Genomic DNA, 16,534 nt, shown 5'->3' on the forward strand with positions numbered 1-16,534 from the left:
GAGTCGCAGGGCGCCGCATTGATGCCGTTATCAGGCAGTTTTCATGTCGCTATCCGCAAAGCTGCCCCGCCGGCGCCGCCGCAGGATGCGGGCATGAAACACGCATTCATTCCCAAACGCATGGACCGCCGCGCCACAGGGTGCAACCTGGTCACTGTCTGAGACTGCCGCCCGTTTGCGGGCCTTTGGCAGATCCTCAATGACAGACTTTGGAATGATAGATGACAGCATCAACAGCGCTGCGCCTTGCCATTGATATTGGCGGCACCTTTACCGACACCGTGCTGGTGGCCGGGGAAGACAGAATTCTGGCCTCGACCAAGACCCTGACCACGCATCAGAACCCGGCAGACGGCGCGATGGAAGGCGCGGCGCGGGTGATGGCGCAATCGGGGCGCAGCTTGGGTGAGGTGACGGGATTTATCCATGGCACCACGCTGGCCACCAACGCGCTGATCGAGCGGCGCGGAGCGACGGTGGCGACGGTGACGACCGAGGGGTTCCGGGACATTCTGGAAATCGCCTACGAGCGGCGCTATTCGCAGTATGACATCAATCTGGAAAAGCCCGACCTCCTGGTGCCGCGCGAGCGCTCGCTGACCATCCGCGAACGCATGTCGGCGGAAGGCGAGGTACTGATCGGCATGGAGGACAGCGCGGTTGAGGCGCTGATTGCGGAGCTGGATGCCTGTGGCGCCGATGCGGTGGCAATCTGCCTGATGCATTCTTATGCCAACCCGGATCATGAGCGCTGGCTGCGCGATACCTTGGCGGCGCGGCGTCCGGGCCTGACGGTGTCGATCTCCTCGGAAGTCAGCCCCGAGGCGCGGGAGTTTGACCGGCTGTGCACCACGGTGGCGAACGCCTATATCCAGCCGCTGATGGAGACGTACCTGGCGCGGTTTGCCGAGCGGTTTGCGGCGGAAGGCGTGACCTGCCCGATCCTGATGATGACAGCGGGCGGCGGCATGTGCACCATTCAGACCGCGGCGCGGTTTCCGATCCGGCTGGTGGAGTCGGGCCCTGCCGGCGGTGCCATCCTTGCTGCGCGTATCGCGGTGCGGGCCGGGCTGGACGAGGTGCTGTCCTTTGACGTTGGCGGCACCACCGCCAAGCTGTGCCTGATCGACAATGCCCGCCCGCAGACCTCGCGCCAGTTCGAAATCGCCCGCGCGGCGCGGTTCATAAAGGGCTCTGGTATGCCGGTGCGCATACCGGTGATCGAGATGATTGAGATCGGTGCCGGCGGCGGTTCCATCGCCGGGGTGGACCGGCTGGGGCGTCTGACCGTGGGGCCGAAGTCGGCAGGGTCCGAGCCTGGGCCGGTGGCGTTCGGGCGCGGCGGCACCGAGCCGACGGTGACCGACAGCGACATCACGCTGGGTTATATCGTGCCGGATACCTTTGCCGAGGGGCATATCAAGATTGATCCGGAGGCCTCCAAGGAAGCGCTGAGCCGGGTGATCGGCACGCGGCTGGATCTGGATGGTGTTGGCGCGGCGGATGGTGTCAGCCGCATCGTGGATGAGAGCATGGCCAGCGCCGGGCGGATGCACGCAGTGGAATCGGGCAAGGACCTTGGCCCGCGCACGATGATCGCCTTTGGCGGCAACGGCCCGCTGCATGCCAGCCGGGTGGCGCGCTCCGCCGGGGTGTCCCGCATCGTGATCCCGCCGAACCCGGGTGTGGGTTCGGCCGTGGGCTTCCTGTTTGCTCCGGTCAGCTTTGAAATTGTGCGCTCGCGCTATTCCCTGCTGGAAACCATGGATATGGGGCAAATCAACAGCCTGTTCGCCCAGATGATCGACGAGGCGAAATCGGTGGTGGCGCAGGGCGCGGGTGATGCTGCGACAGAGGTCCAGCGCACCGCCTTCATGCGCTATAACGGGCAGGGGCATGAGATTGAGATCACCCTGCCGGACCGCGATCTGACGGCTGAGGATCTGGGGCCGCTGACTGCGGCGTTTGAAACGGAGTATGCCAAGCAGTTCTCGCGCCCGGTGCCGGGGATGAAGATCGAGATCCTGAACTGGGCGGTGCGGGTGGCAACGCCGGATGCCGCGGTCACGGCAGTGCCGGAGACGCCGGAGCTGAAGACCATCGTGCCTGCTGCGCACCGTCCGATCACCTGCGACGTGGACGGCACCGCCAAACAGGCAGCTTTTGTGCCGCGCGACAGTTTGAACCCCGGCGACCGTGTCTGCGGACCGGCGCTGATCACTGAGCCGCAAACCACGACGCTGGTGTCGGCGGACTTCTCTGCCCATGTGGATGCAATTGGGAACCTTGTCCTGATCCAAGACCAAAAAGGAGACGCATGATGGCTGCCGATCTTTCACAGACCCATTCGCCGGCCCTTTCGCCGGCCCGCCTGCAAGTCATGTGGAACCGCCTGCTGGCGGTGGTCGAGGAGCAGGGGCAGACCCTGATCCGCGCCGCCTTCAGCCCCATCGTGCGCGAATGCGGCGACATTTCCGCCGGTATCTTTGACGTGCAGGGGCGGATGCTGGCCCAGGCGGTGACCGGCACGCCCGGCCATATCAACACCATGGCCGAAGCCGTGATGCACCTGCGCGAACGCTTCCCGGTGCAGACCATGAAGCCCGGGGACATCTATATGACCAACGATCCCTGGCTGGCTTCGGGGCATCTGAACGACTTCCTCTTGATGATGCCGGCATTCAAGGACGGCAAGGTGGTGGGCTTTACCTCCTGCACATCGCATCTGGTGGATCTGGGCGGCCTTGGCATGGGGCCGGAAGGCTCTGACATCTATGACGAGGGGCTCTTGATTCCGCCCTGCAAGCTGGTCGAAGAAGGCGAGCCCAATGCGCTTCTGATGGATATCATCCGCGCCAACAGCCGCGAGCCGATTGCCAATGAGGGCGACATCTATGCGCTGATTGCCTGCTGCGAGGCGGGCGTGACTCGTCTGGTGGACATGATGGAGGAGTTCCGCATCGACGATCTGGACGCGCTGGGATCCTACATCATCGACACCTCCCGCCGCGGCACGCTGGAAGCCATCGCCGAGGTGCCCGAAGGTGTCTACAAGAACGTCCTCAAGATGGACGGTTATGAGAATGAGCTGGAGCTGCACGCCACGCTGACCGTCACCAAGGACGGCATGCATGTGGATTTCACCGGTACGTCGGGCTGTTCCAGGAAGGGTATCAATGTGCCTTTGAACTATGCCACTGCTTACACAGTGTTTGCACTGCGCTGCATCGTGGGGCCGGATATTCCCAACAATGCCGGCAGCTTGGAGCTGTTCACCGTGGATGGCCCCAAGGGTTGCATCCTGAACGCGCAGCGCCCGGTGCCGGTGGCGATGCGCCACACGCTGGGTCAGGTGACGCCGGATCTGGTGCTCGGGTGCCTGCATCAGGCGCTGCCGGATCAGGTTCCCGCGGAAGGGGCGTCCTGCATGTTCGACCTGCCGATGCGCCACGCGCCGGAGGTGGCCCGCGACGGCGGCCGGGAGTTTGCCATCGAGCCGGTCCACAACGGCGGCACCGGTGCGCGGCCGCATGCGGACGGGTTGTCGGCGACGGCCTATCCGTCTGGCGTCTATGGCTCGCAGGTGGAAATCACCGAAGCGGTGGCCCCAGTTGTCATGTGGCGGCGCGAGCTGCGGCCCGATAGCGGCGGGGCTGGAAAATACCGTGGCGGCCTTGGCCAGCGGATCGAGATGACGGCCTCCAACGATGCGCCCTTCATCGTGTTCCTGTCGGTGGAGCGTCTGAAGTTCCCGGCGCTTGGCCGCATGGGGGGGCAGCCCGGCGCGCCGGGCCGCATCCGCTTCCGGGACGGCGAACAGGACATCCCCGGCAAGGGCGAATTGCGGGTGGAGGCAGGTGACTACCTGATCTTTGAAACCCCCGGTGGTGGCGGCTTTGGCGATCCATCGGAACGCGACCCGGACGCCCTGGCGCTGGACCTGAAACGCGGGCTGGTGACGCAAGAGGGCGCAAGCGCCTATGGAGGTGTCAAATGATCCGCGCGGTTCCCCATGTTGCCGCCATGGCGCCTTATGCGCTGGCGGATCTCGGCGGCGAGGGGGTCATTTCCCTCGCCCAGAACGAAAGCGCCTTTGCCGCCAGCCCGGCGGCGATTGCGGCGGGCAAGATGGTGCTGGAGCAGATGCCGCTCTACCCCGACCCGGAGTGGCCGGATCTGCGGGCAGCGGTGGCGGAGGTGCACGGGCTGGACCCGGCCAAGGTGCTGTGCGGCGCCGGCTCGATGGAGCTGATCGGCTGCCTGATCCGTGCTTTTGCCGGTCCGGGTGACCGGGTTCTGGGGACGGACTATGGCTATGCCTTTGTGTCCTCGGCCTCGGCCCAGGTGCAGGCGGATTACGTCAAGGCGCGGGAGCGGGATCTGACGGTGTCGGTGGATGATGTCCTGGCGGCGGTGACGCCTGAGACCCGCATTGTCTTTGTCTGCAACCCGGGCAACCCGACGGGGACGCTGATCCCCAACGCCGAAATCCTGCGCTTGCGTCAGGGGCTGCCTGGGGATGTGCTGCTGGTGGTGGATCAGGCCTATGCCGAGTTCGCCGATGCGCAAAACGATCCGGGCGAAATCTTTGCTCTGGTGGAACGCGGCGATACCGTGGTGATGCGCACGCTCTCCAAGGCCTATGGGCTGGCGGGCGCGCGGGCCGGCTGGGGCTATTTCCCGCCTCAGATTGCCGGCGAAGTGCGTAAGCTATTGAATCCCAACAATATCTCGATATCGTCGCAGGCCATGGCGGCGGCGGCGATGCGCGATCAGGCGCATATGCAGGACGTGGTGGCGAAAACCGCCGCCATCCGCGGTGGCTTTGCCGAAGGCTGCCGGGCGCTGGGGCTGGAGGTGCCGCAGAGCCATACCAACTTTGTGCTGATGCGTTTTGCCTCGGTGGAGCAGGCGCAAGCGGCTGACACCGCGCTGCGGGCGGAAAAACTGCTGATGCGCGGCATGGGCGGCTATGGCCTGCATGACTGCCTGCGCGCCACCATCTGCAGCCAGGAGATCATGGACCGCGCCCTGGCGGTGCTGAAAGGAGTGCTGAAATGACCCGGGGGTTCAACTACGAGACCCGCACCCGCGCCAAGATCGGCGTGCTGGTGCCTTTCACCAACACCAACCTGGAACCGGACATGATGCTGATGCGGGCACCCGATACCACGGTGCATTTCCAGCGTATGGGCGGCTATGATGTGGACGAGATCCCCGGCTCCGACCAGATGGCGGGGCTGGGGGCGTCCGACATAAGCCATGACCTCAGGATGATCTCCGGCGTGCGCCCCGACGTGGTGCTTTACGGCTGCACCTCCGCGACGCTGACCCATGGGCCGGGGTTCGACGAGCAGCTGGCACGGGACATCAAGGCGGGCTCCGGCGCGCTCACTTTCACTGCTGCCGGCGCGCTGGTTGCCGCGGTCAAGGCCCTGGGCGCAACCAAGGTGGGCTTTTCCTCGCCTTATCTGGGGGAGATCAACGAACAGGCGATGGACTTCCTGGCCCAGAACCAGATTGCCACGGTGAAATGCGCCGATGTGGGCCGCGAGCTGGGCAACTATGGCCAGGGCGAGCTGACTCCGGATGAGGTCTTTGACCTGGCTTGCCAGGCAGACAACCCGGAGGCGCAGGCCATTGTGCTCAGCTGCACCGACATGCGCTCGGTCGAGGCGGTTGACCGGATCGAGGCGGCGCTTGGCAAGCCGGTGGTCACCTCCAATCAGGCGATGATGTTTGCCGTTATGCGGGCGCTTGGGTTGCCCCGGCAAGGCAATGTGCCGGGCCGGCTGTTCGATCTTCTGTAAATCCTCCAATGAGAAACCCGGCACCTGAATGGGCGCCGGGTTCTGCTTCTTTCTGGTCTGAAATACCCCGGGGAGCGCGAGGGGCTGGCCCCTCGCTCCTGCCCGCTCAAGGTTCGTCCGAGCCGATTTCTTCTTTGCGCTTGGCCACATAGGCCTCTAGCTCTTCCTTTACGCCTGGGTCCATGGCCGGTTCCTCGTAATCCTGCAGCGCTTGCTGCCAGAGGCCGGTGGCCCGCTGCAGCGCATCCTTGGCGCCTGCCGCTTCCCAGTTCTCGTAGTTCTGCCAATCCGACAGCATCGGCCGGTAAAACGCTGTTTCGTACCGCGCCATCGTGTGTTCGGCGCCAAAGAAATGGCCGCCGGTGGGCACCGATTGGATCGCGTCAAAGCCCAGCTCATCCTCGTCGAACTTCATCGGCTTCAGAAACTCGATCATGTTCTGGATGATCTCCACATCCATGATGAATTTCTCATATGACGCGGTCAGCCCGCCCTCCAGCCAGCCGGCCGCGTGGTACACGATATTGGCGCCGCCCAGTACCGCGCCCCAGCTCGCCATCATGGTCTCATAAGCCGCCTGCAAGTCGACCGCGTTAGAGGCATTGGCGTTGGAGGTCCGGTAAGGGATGCCGTAACGCCGCGCCAGCTGGCCGCCGGCGATGTTGGCCTTGGCGTTCTCGGGCGTGCCGAAGGCCGGCGCGCCGGAGCGCATGTCGACGTTGGAGGTAAACGAGCCGTACATCACCGGCGTGCCGGGGTTGACCAGCTGGGTCAGCACCACGCCAAACAGCGCCTCGGCATTCTGTTGCGCCAGGGCGGCGGGCAAGGTCACCGGGGTCATCGCCCCCATCAGGGTGAACGGCGTGACCGAGACCGGCTGGCCGTGCTCGGCCATGGCTATCAGCCCGTCACCCATCGCATCATCGAACAGCCGCGGCGAGTTGACCGAGATGATGGTGATCACGCCCGGATCGCCGTTCATCTCCTCCGGCGTCTGGCCGCGGGTGATGGCCATCATGTTGATGCCGTCAATTGCCCGGCCGCGGCCGATGGCGGTGCAGTGGAAGGACAGGTCCGAATAGGTCAGGTTCGCCAGATAGGTGTCCAGATGGCGGTTGTTGGCGGGCAGCTCCAGCGGTGCGGTCACCTGGTTGCCGATCAGGTGGATGGCGTTGAAGTGATGCGCCAGCTTGATGAAGTTCTGATAGTCGGTGAGGTTGCCCTGGCGGCGGCCATTGATGCAGTCGTGCACGTTGGGCGGGCCTGCCACCAGGCCGAAGTTCACGTTGTTGCCGCCCATGGTGATCTGCTTGGCCCGGTTGCGCGCGGTCAGGGTGAAGGTGCGCGGCACCGTCTTCAGCGCTTCCATCACGAGGCTTTCATCCATGCGGATGGTCTTGGTGTCCCGGTCGACGATGGCGCCCGCACCTTCGAAGATGTCCATGACATTGTCGCCCATCACCCTTATGCCGGCCTCTGACAGGATCCGCATTGAGGTGGCGTGCAGCTGGTCCATCTGGTCGGGGTTCAGCAGCTCATACGCCGGGTAGGTGTTTTTCACCTGGGTCCAAGGCAGCTGTTCGATGCTGCCGCCGGAACGGGTGGATTTTCCGCGGCGTCCGCCGCTGCGCCGTTCACGTGCCATGGGTTCAGTATCCCCTTTCAGGATTGACGATATTGCTCAGCGCTTCGCCCTTGCGGTAGCGCATCAGGTTTTGTGAGAACATCTCCACCGATTTCAGGTCCCAGCCCTGGTAGACCGAGGAGCAATGCGGCGTGATGATGACGTTTTCATAGGCCCAGAGGGGGTGTTCCGCGGGCAGCGGCTCGACGGTGAAGACATCCAGCGCCGCACCGCGGATGCGGTTTGCGCCGAGGGCTGCCAGCAGGGCGTCCTCGTCGATCACGCCGCCGCGGGAGACGTCGATGATTACTGCGGTGTTTTTCATTGCGGCGAAGGCCTCCGCACCGACGATGCCGCGGGTGCTGTCCAGGAGCGGCACGCAGGTGACGATGAAGTCAGCGCGGATCCAGAGGCCGGGCAGGGCGTCCATACCGTGGACCTCATCCACGTTGGGGGTGTCCTTGGGCCGGGCGCGGACGCCGATGGTGCTGAGGCCCAGGGCCTTGGAGCGTGCCGCCATGGCCTCGCCGGTCTTGCCGAGGCCGATGATCAGCACGGTTTTGCCGTCGATGGGTTCGACCTGCGCCGAGAGCCATTCACGCCGGGTTTGCGCGGTGCGGAAGGCGGGCAGGCCGAGGGTGAAATGGAACATCGCCCCCAGCGCATATTGCGCCATCATATCGGCGGCGACGCCGGCCGAGTTGGTGACAGTGAGCGCCGCCGGGTCCCAGGGGTTCATGTGGTCGGTGCCGGAGCCGCCGACCGAGACCCATTTCACGGTTTCCGCGTTGAGCAGAGCCTTGCGCGGGAAGGCGGGGGTGCCGTTGAAACGCACGGAATAGACCACCTCGGCACTGGTCTCGGCGACCATGGCGGGCAGGCCCTCGTAGCTGTCGCAGGTGTGGATCTGCAGGTCCGGGTGGCCCTTGGCCAGCACCGCACGCGCCGGGGCGGGATTGTCAGTGTGCAGGATGACAACAGGGGATTTCATTATGCGGTCTCCCTTTCAAACTCGCCCGCTGCGGTGGCCACAGTATTGGCAAAGAAGGCGGTAGCGGCGATGTCGAACAAAACCGAGAAGCCGGGGCCGCCCCGGTCGTCGCGCCAAGTGATCGCCTCGACATAGCCGACGCGGGTCTGGGCGATCTCACCTTGGGCAAAGGCGCCTTCGGCAAGGTTTACCGGGCAGATCTTGGCCATTAGGTCGAACAGGCGCGGGCCGGACAGATGCATCATCGCCCAGGTTTCCTCACGCCAGGAATAATAGCCCTTTGGCGCTTCGGCGGCATCCCAGCGGGCGCGCAGGTCCTCTGGGTGGTTCAGAACCACCGCCTCCTCGCGGCCCAGGCGCAGTACGCCGCCTGATATGCGGTTCACCCCGGGCACCTCAAAGCCCTGCGCCTGCAGGAAGCTGACGCTGCCGCGGCCCTTGAGGCCAAAACGGGGCGTGCGGCTGTCGTCGCGCAAGCTGACGGGGCCGGTGATCAGGGGGGTGCCCTCGGCAGCGCCTTGCGGGTCCAGCGGATAGAGGCGCATGGTCAAAGCTCCTGCCGTTTGTTGCCGGGGTCAAAGAAGGCATGGCCGCGCACCGGTGTTGTCACCCGGGTGCCATTGCGGCATTTCACCGTGATCGGCGTGCCCTCGGCGGCGTCATCACCGTGGACGTAGGCCAGCGCGATATGGGTCTTGAGGGTCGGCGACCAGAGGACCGAGGTGACGTGGCCGACGGGTATGTTGTCCTTCAGCACCAGGCAGCTTTCGCCCGGGATGTCCGGGCCGTCGAAGGTGAGGCCGACCAGCTTGCGCGGCAGCCCCTTGTTGCGGCGCATCTCGATGGCGCGTTTGCCGGTAAAGAACGGTTTGGTCTTGGAGACCGCCCAGCCAAAGCCCAGTTCATCCGGTGAGGTCAGCGCGTCGGTGTCCTGGCCGATCAGGATATGGCCCTTTTCCAAACGCAGGATGCGGCTGGCCTCCAGCCCGTAGGGGCGCAGCCCGTGCGCCTCACCTGCCTGCATCACGGCATCCCACAGGGTTTTGGCGTAAGATGAGGGGCAGTGCAGCTCATAGCTCAGCTCGCCGGTGAAACCGATCCGCATGGCGCGGACCGGGACGCCGGCCACGGTGCCGGTCCGCCCGTCGAGATAGGCAAAACCGTCGCGCGAGAAGTCGATATCTGTTTCCAGCGCCTCGACCACGGCGCGGGCCTTGGGGCCGGTGATGTTGAGGCCGCTGAAGGCGGAAGTCACGTTCAGCACATCCACATCCAGCCGCCACTGGGCGTTCCAGAACAGCATGTCGGAATAGACCCGCGCCACAGCGCCGGTGGTGGCGGTGACGTAATACAGATCCTCGGCCATCCGGTAGGCAACGCCGTCGTCGATCACCGTGCCCATCTCGTTGGTCATCAGGCAGTAGCGGCAGCGGCCTACGGGCTGTTTCTTGTAGGCCATGGTGTAGATGCGGTTGAGGAATTCACCTGCATCGGGGCCGCGCACTTCCAAGCCGCCGAGGGTTGAGACATCCAGTACGCCAACACCGTTGCGGACTGCGTGGACTTCTTCCTCGATCAGCCGTTTGGCGTCTTCTTTCGGGCCATAGAAATAGGGGCGGCGCCATGCTCCGACGGGCCGCATATCGGCGCCAAGGCGGATGTGTTCCTGATGCAGAGCCGAGCGGCGTTCGGCCGGGTGGTGGTGGCCGGAGAGCACGCCCAGCGTTTCCGGCGCAAACGGAGGCCGGGCAGTGGTGACACCGACCTCTGCCACCTTGCGGTTTGTCGCCTTGGCCACAGTGCGGGCGGTTGCCAGCGCCGAGTGGCGGCCCTGCGAGGGGCCCATGCCGACGGTGGAGAAACGCTTGACCAGTTCCAGCTCGCTGTAGCCTTCCTTGACCGCGTTCTGCAGATCCTTGACCTGCAAGTCTTCGTCGCGGTCGATGAAGTCCTTGCCCTTGGGGTGGGCGCTGATGGGGAGTTCGAAATTGGCGAGCGCCGCTTCTGTGTCCGGGATGGGGGCGATGTCGCGGCTGTCCTTGCCCAGGCGGGCGAGGGCGGTTTGGGCAGCGGCCTGCGCGCTGGCAGTGACGGCGTCTTCGCTGAAGAGGCCGGTTACGCCGCCCGCTGCACCAATCGGCGCATCCGGCAGGGTCAGTGAGAATTGCGCGGTGTTCTCGTCATAGCCGAGCTTGGCGCCGGCGTGGCAGGGCAGCTGCCACATCGGGGCGTAGCCGGCCGAGACCACGGCAAGATCGCAGGGTATCCATTCGCCGGCCACTTTGACCGCAGAGACATGGGATTTGCCACGGGCTTCCTCGAACTGGCCTTGGACAATGCGGACGCCTTTGGCGCGGAGTTCGCCGGCCAGGTCGCCGCCGCTGCCGCCGGGGCGCGGGTCGGCGAGGAGAGCGACGTTGACGCCGGCCTCCAGCAGGTCCAGCGCCACGCGGTAGCCGTCGGGGTTGGCGGCCATCACTGCGGCGCGGCTGCCGGGTTTGACCGCGTAATGCCGCATCAGCCTCTGGGCTGCGCTTCCAAGCATCACGCCGGGCAGGTCGTTGTTGCGGAAGATCGCGGGCTGCTCGATGCAGCCGGTGGCCAGGATCACCTCCTGCGCGCGGGTCTTGAAAAGTTTGCGCCCCTGGATCAGCGGCAGCCAGTTGTCCTCGAACCAGCCGTTCACCGTGGTGGAGGCCATCAAGCGGAGGTTGGGGAGCTTGCCGGCTTGATCCAGCAGGTCCTGCAGCAGCGCATCGCTGCCGCGCCGGTAGGTCAGGGCGCCGCCGAGTTCAGGCTCCATCTCGGCCAGGATCACGTCGGCGCCGCCCTGCGCAGCCTCGATCGCGGCGGTCAGGCCGGCATGGCCGCCGCCCACCACCAGCACGTCGCAGTAGAGGTTGGCCTTCTCGTAGTCCTGATGCGGCGCGTTCAGGTCGATGACGCCGAGGCCCGCCTTCTTGCGGATCAGCGGCTCCCACAGTTTCAGCCAGCTGGAGCGGGAAGGCCCCATGAAGGTGCGGTAGTAGAAGCCGACCGGCATGAAGCGGCCGAGCTTGTCCATGAAGGCGTCGCGGTCGTTCGCCAGTGAACCGTTCACGTTCTGGGCAGTCACCCGCAGTCCCTTGGTGACCGGGGTCAGGTCGGCCTGGGCGTTGGGATCAGATGGCAGCTGCACCAGCGTGTCGGCCTCGGCGCCTGCCATCGACATCAGCCCGCGCGGGCGGTGGTACTTGAAGGACCGCGACAGCATCCATTGGCCGCCTGCCGCCAGGGCGGAGGCGATCACATCGCCTTCGAAACCTTCGAAAGGTTTGTTTTCAAAGGAGAACCGTACCGGTTTCGCGCGGTTGATCCGGGAGCCATAGGGAGCGGGAAGGCGGGTCATTGGGTGGCCTCCAGCTCAGCCGGGTCGAAAGTGCGGATCACCTCGTTTGTGGTGGCGTTGCGTTCGGCCAGGAAGAAGTAGTTGGACGGCACATGGCGCCACCATTCGACGATCACACCACGTGTGTTGTCGGCGCGGAACAGGTGGCGGGCCCAGTCCTGATCCGACGTTGTCTCCGGATCCGGGTTGGCCTTCAGCGGACCGAAGCTTTGGAATTCGTTGATGTTGCGGGGCCCGTTCATCGGGCAGGTCAGGATCTTCATATCAGTGACTCGCAGCCGTGGCGCCCATTTCGTTGAGCAGATCGAATGTGGCAAAGCGCTCCATGGTGAAGGGTTCGAGGATCGGCGCGACCTTCTGATTGGCGATGGTCTGGGCCATGTATTTGCCGGCCACCGGCGTGGCCTTGAACCCCCAGGTGCCCCAGCCGCAGTCGAGCCAGAGGTTCTTCAGGGGGCTGGCGCCCATGATCGGCGAATAGTCCGGGGTCATGTCAGTGATGCCCGCCCACTGACGCAGCAGCCGCACCCCGTGCAGGAAGGGGAACAGATGGGTGGCGCCCTCGGCCAGGTGCTCCTTCATGTCGAGCGTCGAGCGGGTGGAATAAAGCTGATAAGGGTCTGAGCCGCCGCCGATCACGATCTCGCCGCGTGAAGACTGCACCAGATAGGTGTGCAAGGAGACGGAGCTGACCAGCGTGTGCAGCCAGGGTTTCAGCGGCTGGGTGACCATCGCCTGCAAGGGGAAGCAGCGGATCGGCAGCTCGACACCGGCCTTCAGCGCCATGTCGTAGTTCATACCGCCGACGGCGATCATTACTTGCCCTGCGCTGATGGTGCCGCGGTTGGTGCGGACTTTGGTGATGTTTCCAGCCTCAATGTCGAAGCCTTCAACCTCGGTGCGCTGGTGGATCTCGACACCCCGGCGCGACGCTTGTGCGGCATAGCCCCAGGCCACCGCATCATGGCGGGCGGTGCCGCCGTCGGAGTGCCAGAGGCCGCCGATGATCTCCAGCGGGCCGCCTTCGTCCATGTTCAGATGCGGCGACAGTTCCTTGACGGTTTGGGCGTCGACCACCTCGATGTTCGTCCCTGCGTGTTTGCCCATCTCGGCGCGCAGATGGAAGGAGCGCAGGGTCGCCTCGGTATGCGCCAGAGTCAGCTGGCCGCGCTGGCTGAACATCACGTTGAAGTCCAGCTCCCCGCTCATCTCCTCGTAAAGCTGCACGCCTTCCTTGTAGAAGGCGATGCCCTCCTTGGTGATGTAGTTGGAGCGGATGGTGGTGGTGTTGCGGGCGGTGTTGCCGCCGGCCAGATAGCCCTTTTCCAGCACCGCCACATTGGTGATGCCGTGGTATTTCGACAGGTAGTGGGCGCAGGCGAGGCCATGGCCGCCGCCGCCGACGATGACCACGTCATATGAGGGTTTAAGATCGGGGGTCGCCGGAATATCGCCGGTGACCGGGTAGTCCTTGGACAACCCGTATTTCAATAGCCGGAGGGGCATAGCCGGTCCTTCAAATGCCGCGCCCGTTGCCCGGGCGCTGTTGTTATCAGTTGGCAGGCGCGTCGTAGATCAGGCGGCCGAGATCAGAGAACTTGCTGCCTTCGCTGGTGAAACCCAGCACCGCGTCGCGGATTTCGCCGGCGCGCGATTCACCCAAGGACGGCGAAGCGAACTCCATGAATTTCTGGACCACCTGATCGCGGCTGAGCGGCGCCTCGGGGCCGCCGCGGGCATGGACGTCGCCGCTTTCGATCACCCGGCCGTCGGTCAGGGTGACCACCACATCGGCAACCCGGCACATCGGGAAACGGACCGAGTGGCGGGCGGCCTCGGACACCGAGATACGCTCGTGGATCGAGGCGACCAGCGGATCGTTCAGGCCTTCGCCCGAGATGTGCTCAACCCCGATGCGGCCATAAGCGGCCTGGGTCGCAACCGCGAAGGGCAGCGAGTACTGCGCCTGGCTGGTGGTGGTTGGGATGCCCGGGTAGAGGCAGGCGCTTTCGTGGAAGGTGTTGATGTGGATCTTGGCGATCTGCTCGTGGGCCAGGTTGTTGTCGAGCATCACCTGGCGCACCGCGTCGATCGGGGCATGGGCCCAGCGGCAGATCGGGTAGGGCTTCACATACTGGTGCTCCATCTGCCAGAAGCTGCCCAGGTCCTCCCAGTATTCCGCCACCCGGTCTTCCTCGAGGGTGATGGCGGGGGCGCCGGTGAAGCCCTTTTCGGCCAGGATTGCCGAGGACATGCCCACCATCGCGCCCCAGCCGGAGCCGTCATGCAGCATCGAGGGGTTGGCGATCTCGCGCATCATCTGGCTGCGGGGGCCGTGGTATTCGGCGATTCCCAGCGCCTGACGCAGCTGATCACGGGAAAGGCCGCGCATCCGGGCGGCCATGGCGGCGACCCCCAGCGCGTTCCAGGCGCCGGAAGTGTGGTAGTCGCTGACGGTGTTGTGCAGCGACAGCGCGGCGCGGCCTGCCAGCTCATACCCCAGCGTGGTGATGGCCAGCGCCTCGGGGCCGGAAAAATCCGGCACGGTTTCCGCCAATGCCGCAATCGCCGGGATCACCACCACGCCGATGTGGCCCTTGGTCGGGTAATAGCCGTCGTGGCCGTCCAGGTTGTCGGTGGCAGTGGCCGAGGCATAGGCGGCGCCGGCGACGCTGACCTTGCGGCCGTCGAACATCATCCGCGCAGCCAGGCCTTCCTCGCCGCAGCCGTAAAGCGCCACTGCGGTTTCGCGGGCGATGCGGCCGGCCTCCATGGGGCCTGCGCCGATGGTGATGCCGATGGTATCGAGGAACATCAGCGCCGCCGCCTCGCGGGTGGTTTCCGGCAGGTCGCCGGGGGCGAGGTCAAAGGTGAAATCGGCGGCGCGGTCGAAGGTGGCGGTCATGGCGGCTCTCTCGCTGAGGCGTTCAGGGGCAGTTTTCACGCGTCAGGGTAGGGGGAGAGGCCGCAAGTGACACACAAATTAAAGCGGGTCATAGCCTTGGATTATTTCGTGAAAGCGGTGATAGACGTCGTTTTCTGACAATTGCGGGCCGCTAACCATTGGGAATTGCGGGCCAATCCAAAGCATGGGAACATGGCCCCCGAAACCGCTGCCGGACCCATGATGAAGAATCTCCCCCATCTGACCTTTCTCCGTTCGTTTGAGGCCGCCGCGCGGTATCTGAGCTTTACCTCGGCGGCGGATGAGCTGAATTGCACCCAGTCGGCGGTCTCCAACCATGTGCGCAGCCTGGAGGAGTTCATCGGCCGACCGCTGTTTGTGCGCCACCCGCGGTCGCTGTCGCTGACCGATGTGGGGGAAGCCTATCTGCCGTCCGTGCGCCATGCGCTGCAGGAGATTGATTCAGCTACGCAGCTGCTGATCTCGCAAAGCCACAAGCGGGAGGTGGTGATCTCCTGCCCGGTCAGCCTGGCGGAGAAATGGCTGATCAATGTGGTTGAAGACTTCACCAAGACCCACCCGGATATCGATCTGACCATCCACAGCACCATCTGGGTGGATGTGGAGACCAATGTCTCGGACATTTCGATCACCATCAACCACGTGGATGATGTGATGGGCCCGGCGGTGAAGCTGTGGGACGAGAAGCTGGCGCTGGTGTGCTCGCCGGACTACCGGGTTGGCGGCGAGCCGGTGACCCGGCCCGAGCAGCTGGCCGATGCCAAGCTGATCCACATCCTGGGCCGCCCGATCTATTGGGAGAAAATCGCCAAGCATTACGGGCTTACGGGGATTGAGCATAAGGGCGGACTGCAGACCAACTCCTCCAACATGGGGCTGGAGTTTGCAGTGCAATCGCTTGGCTGCGTGGTGCTGCCGAAATCGTTGGTGCGGGCGCATGTGGCGGACGGGCGGCTGGTGGAGCCGTTTGATTTCGACCTCGACTGCCCCTGGACCTATTTCGCCACCTTCAAGGACAAGGCCGCCACGCCTTCGGTCAAGCATTTCAAGGCCTGGCTGCTGAAAGCGGCGGCGGATATGGAACTCTGACGCAGAACGAGGCGGGCATTGAAATTCCGCGGCTTCCAGCGTATATACGAAGATATATACGCGAGGCCTGCCCATGATTGAGACCAAGATCAGGAAAGTTGGAAATTCTGCCGTTATCACGCTGACGACAGAGATGCTGACGATGCTGGACGCCAAGGAAGGCGACACGCTGTTTGTGGTGCGCGGCGATGACGGCAGCCTGAGGGTGATGGCGCATGACCCCTCGGTGGCTGAGGCGCTGGCCGCGGCCGAAATTGTGATGGATGAGAACCGGGATCTGCTGCAGGCGCTGGCGTGAGCCGTTACACATGGGTGCCGCTGGCAGCTGTTACTGTCATACATGACCGCCAGATTGCCCGCCACGGCGGCGCGGCGGGGATGCGTGACAAGGCGCTCTTGGAGATGGGCTGTGCCCGGGCAATGAACCTGGCGGCCTATTCTGACGCGGGTGTGGCGGAGGTTGCGGCGGCCTATGCCTTTGGCATCGCCAAGGCGCATGCTTTTGTGGATGGCAACAAACGCACGGCTTTTGTGACCGCCGTCACCTTTCTGCGCCTGAACGGTTTTCAGTTCCGTCCTGACCCTGTTGAGGGGGTGCGGATGATGGAGGATCTGGCCACCGGCGATGTGGATGAGGCTGCATTTGCCGAATGGCTGAGCAAGGGAATGCAGCCGCTCTGATGCCCGCGTGCCGGGACACGTGCTG

14 protein-coding genes are annotated in these 16,534 nt (G+C 64.5%); 7 read left to right on the forward strand and 7 right to left on the reverse strand.

What is annotated here, in order from left to right; genetic code table 11:
- Positions 1 to 221: 221 nt before the first annotated feature.
- From ACXAHG_RS08385 to ACXAHG_RS08400, 4 genes are read left to right on the forward strand one after another with little or no spacing between them, the layout of a single operon-like run.
- Complete coding sequence (locus tag ACXAHG_RS08385; RefSeq protein ID WP_475056794.1) at positions 222 to 2,321, forward strand: hydantoinase/oxoprolinase family protein; 2,100 nt, start codon at positions 222 to 224, stop codon at positions 2,319 to 2,321.
- Positions 2,321 to 3,997 (forward strand): hydantoinase B/oxoprolinase family protein, encoded by a 1,677-nt coding sequence (locus tag ACXAHG_RS08390; RefSeq protein ID WP_475056796.1) that lies wholly within the window; start codon positions 2,321 to 2,323, stop codon positions 3,995 to 3,997. The genes ACXAHG_RS08385 and ACXAHG_RS08390 overlap by 1 nt, the downstream gene beginning before the upstream one ends.
- A complete protein-coding gene (locus tag ACXAHG_RS08395; RefSeq protein WP_475056798.1) occupies positions 3,994 to 5,061 on the forward strand; it encodes a pyridoxal phosphate-dependent aminotransferase in 1,068 nt (355 codons plus the stop codon). Before ACXAHG_RS08390 ends, ACXAHG_RS08395 begins: the two co-directional genes overlap by 4 nt.
- A complete protein-coding gene (locus ACXAHG_RS08400) occupies positions 5,058 to 5,810 on the forward strand; it encodes a maleate cis-trans isomerase family protein (RefSeq protein WP_475056799.1) in 753 nt (250 codons plus the stop codon). Before ACXAHG_RS08395 ends, ACXAHG_RS08400 begins: the two co-directional genes overlap by 4 nt.
- A 106-nt stretch (positions 5,811 to 5,916) precedes the next feature.
- On the opposite strand, the gene ACXAHG_RS08405 is transcribed toward ACXAHG_RS08400, so the two are convergent.
- The 7 genes from ACXAHG_RS08405 to ACXAHG_RS08435 are packed head-to-tail and all read right to left on the reverse strand — an operon-like array spanning position 5,917 to position 14,718.
- Complete coding sequence (locus ACXAHG_RS08405) at positions 5,917 to 7,455, reverse strand: trimethylamine methyltransferase family protein (RefSeq protein ID WP_475039010.1); 1,539 nt, start codon at positions 7,453 to 7,455, stop codon at positions 5,917 to 5,919.
- 4 nt (positions 7,456 to 7,459) lie between these two features.
- A complete protein-coding gene (locus ACXAHG_RS08410; protein ID WP_475039009.1) occupies positions 7,460 to 8,425 on the reverse strand; it encodes a D-2-hydroxyacid dehydrogenase in 966 nt (321 codons plus the stop codon).
- Positions 8,425 to 8,970 (reverse strand): hypothetical protein, encoded by a 546-nt coding sequence (locus ACXAHG_RS08415; RefSeq protein WP_475039007.1) that lies wholly within the window; start codon positions 8,968 to 8,970, stop codon positions 8,425 to 8,427. The genes ACXAHG_RS08410 and ACXAHG_RS08415 overlap by 1 nt, the downstream gene beginning before the upstream one ends.
- Positions 8,971 to 8,972: 2 nt before the next feature.
- On the reverse strand, positions 8,973 to 11,813 hold the full coding sequence (locus ACXAHG_RS08420) for a 2Fe-2S iron-sulfur cluster-binding protein (protein WP_475056801.1): 2,841 nt from the start codon (positions 11,811 to 11,813) through the stop codon (positions 8,973 to 8,975).
- Complete coding sequence (locus ACXAHG_RS08425) at positions 11,810 to 12,076, reverse strand: sarcosine oxidase subunit delta (RefSeq protein ID WP_475039003.1); 267 nt, start codon at positions 12,074 to 12,076, stop codon at positions 11,810 to 11,812. The genes ACXAHG_RS08420 and ACXAHG_RS08425 overlap by 4 nt, the downstream gene beginning before the upstream one ends.
- 1 nt (position 12,077) lies before the next feature.
- Entirely contained in the window at positions 12,078 to 13,319 is a 1,242-nt protein-coding gene (locus ACXAHG_RS08430) for an FAD-dependent oxidoreductase (RefSeq protein WP_475056802.1), read from the reverse strand.
- Between the two features lie 46 nt (positions 13,320 to 13,365).
- On the reverse strand, positions 13,366 to 14,718 hold the full coding sequence (locus ACXAHG_RS08435; RefSeq protein ID WP_475056804.1) for an MmgE/PrpD family protein: 1,353 nt from the start codon (positions 14,716 to 14,718) through the stop codon (positions 13,366 to 13,368).
- A 222-nt stretch (positions 14,719 to 14,940) separates the two neighbouring features.
- On the opposite strand from ACXAHG_RS08435, the gene ACXAHG_RS08440 reads away from it, so the two are divergent.
- The 3 genes from ACXAHG_RS08440 to ACXAHG_RS08450 all read left to right on the forward strand — a co-directional run bounded on the left by ACXAHG_RS08440 (position 14,941) and on the right by ACXAHG_RS08450 (position 16,509).
- A complete protein-coding gene (locus tag ACXAHG_RS08440; protein WP_475038997.1) occupies positions 14,941 to 15,828 on the forward strand; it encodes a LysR substrate-binding domain-containing protein in 888 nt (295 codons plus the stop codon).
- Between the two features lie 73 nt (positions 15,829 to 15,901).
- Complete coding sequence (locus tag ACXAHG_RS08445) at positions 15,902 to 16,126, forward strand: AbrB/MazE/SpoVT family DNA-binding domain-containing protein (protein ID WP_024092785.1); 225 nt, start codon at positions 15,902 to 15,904, stop codon at positions 16,124 to 16,126.
- The gene (locus ACXAHG_RS08450) at positions 16,123 to 16,509 is read left to right on the forward strand and encodes a type II toxin-antitoxin system death-on-curing family toxin (protein ID WP_475056805.1); all 387 of its coding nucleotides are present in this window, start codon (positions 16,123 to 16,125) and stop codon (positions 16,507 to 16,509) included. Before ACXAHG_RS08445 ends, ACXAHG_RS08450 begins: the two co-directional genes overlap by 4 nt.
- The last annotated feature ends 25 nt before the right edge of the window (positions 16,510 to 16,534 follow it).

The sequence above is a fragment of the Leisingera sp. ABD4_442 genome (assembly GCF_056160905.1).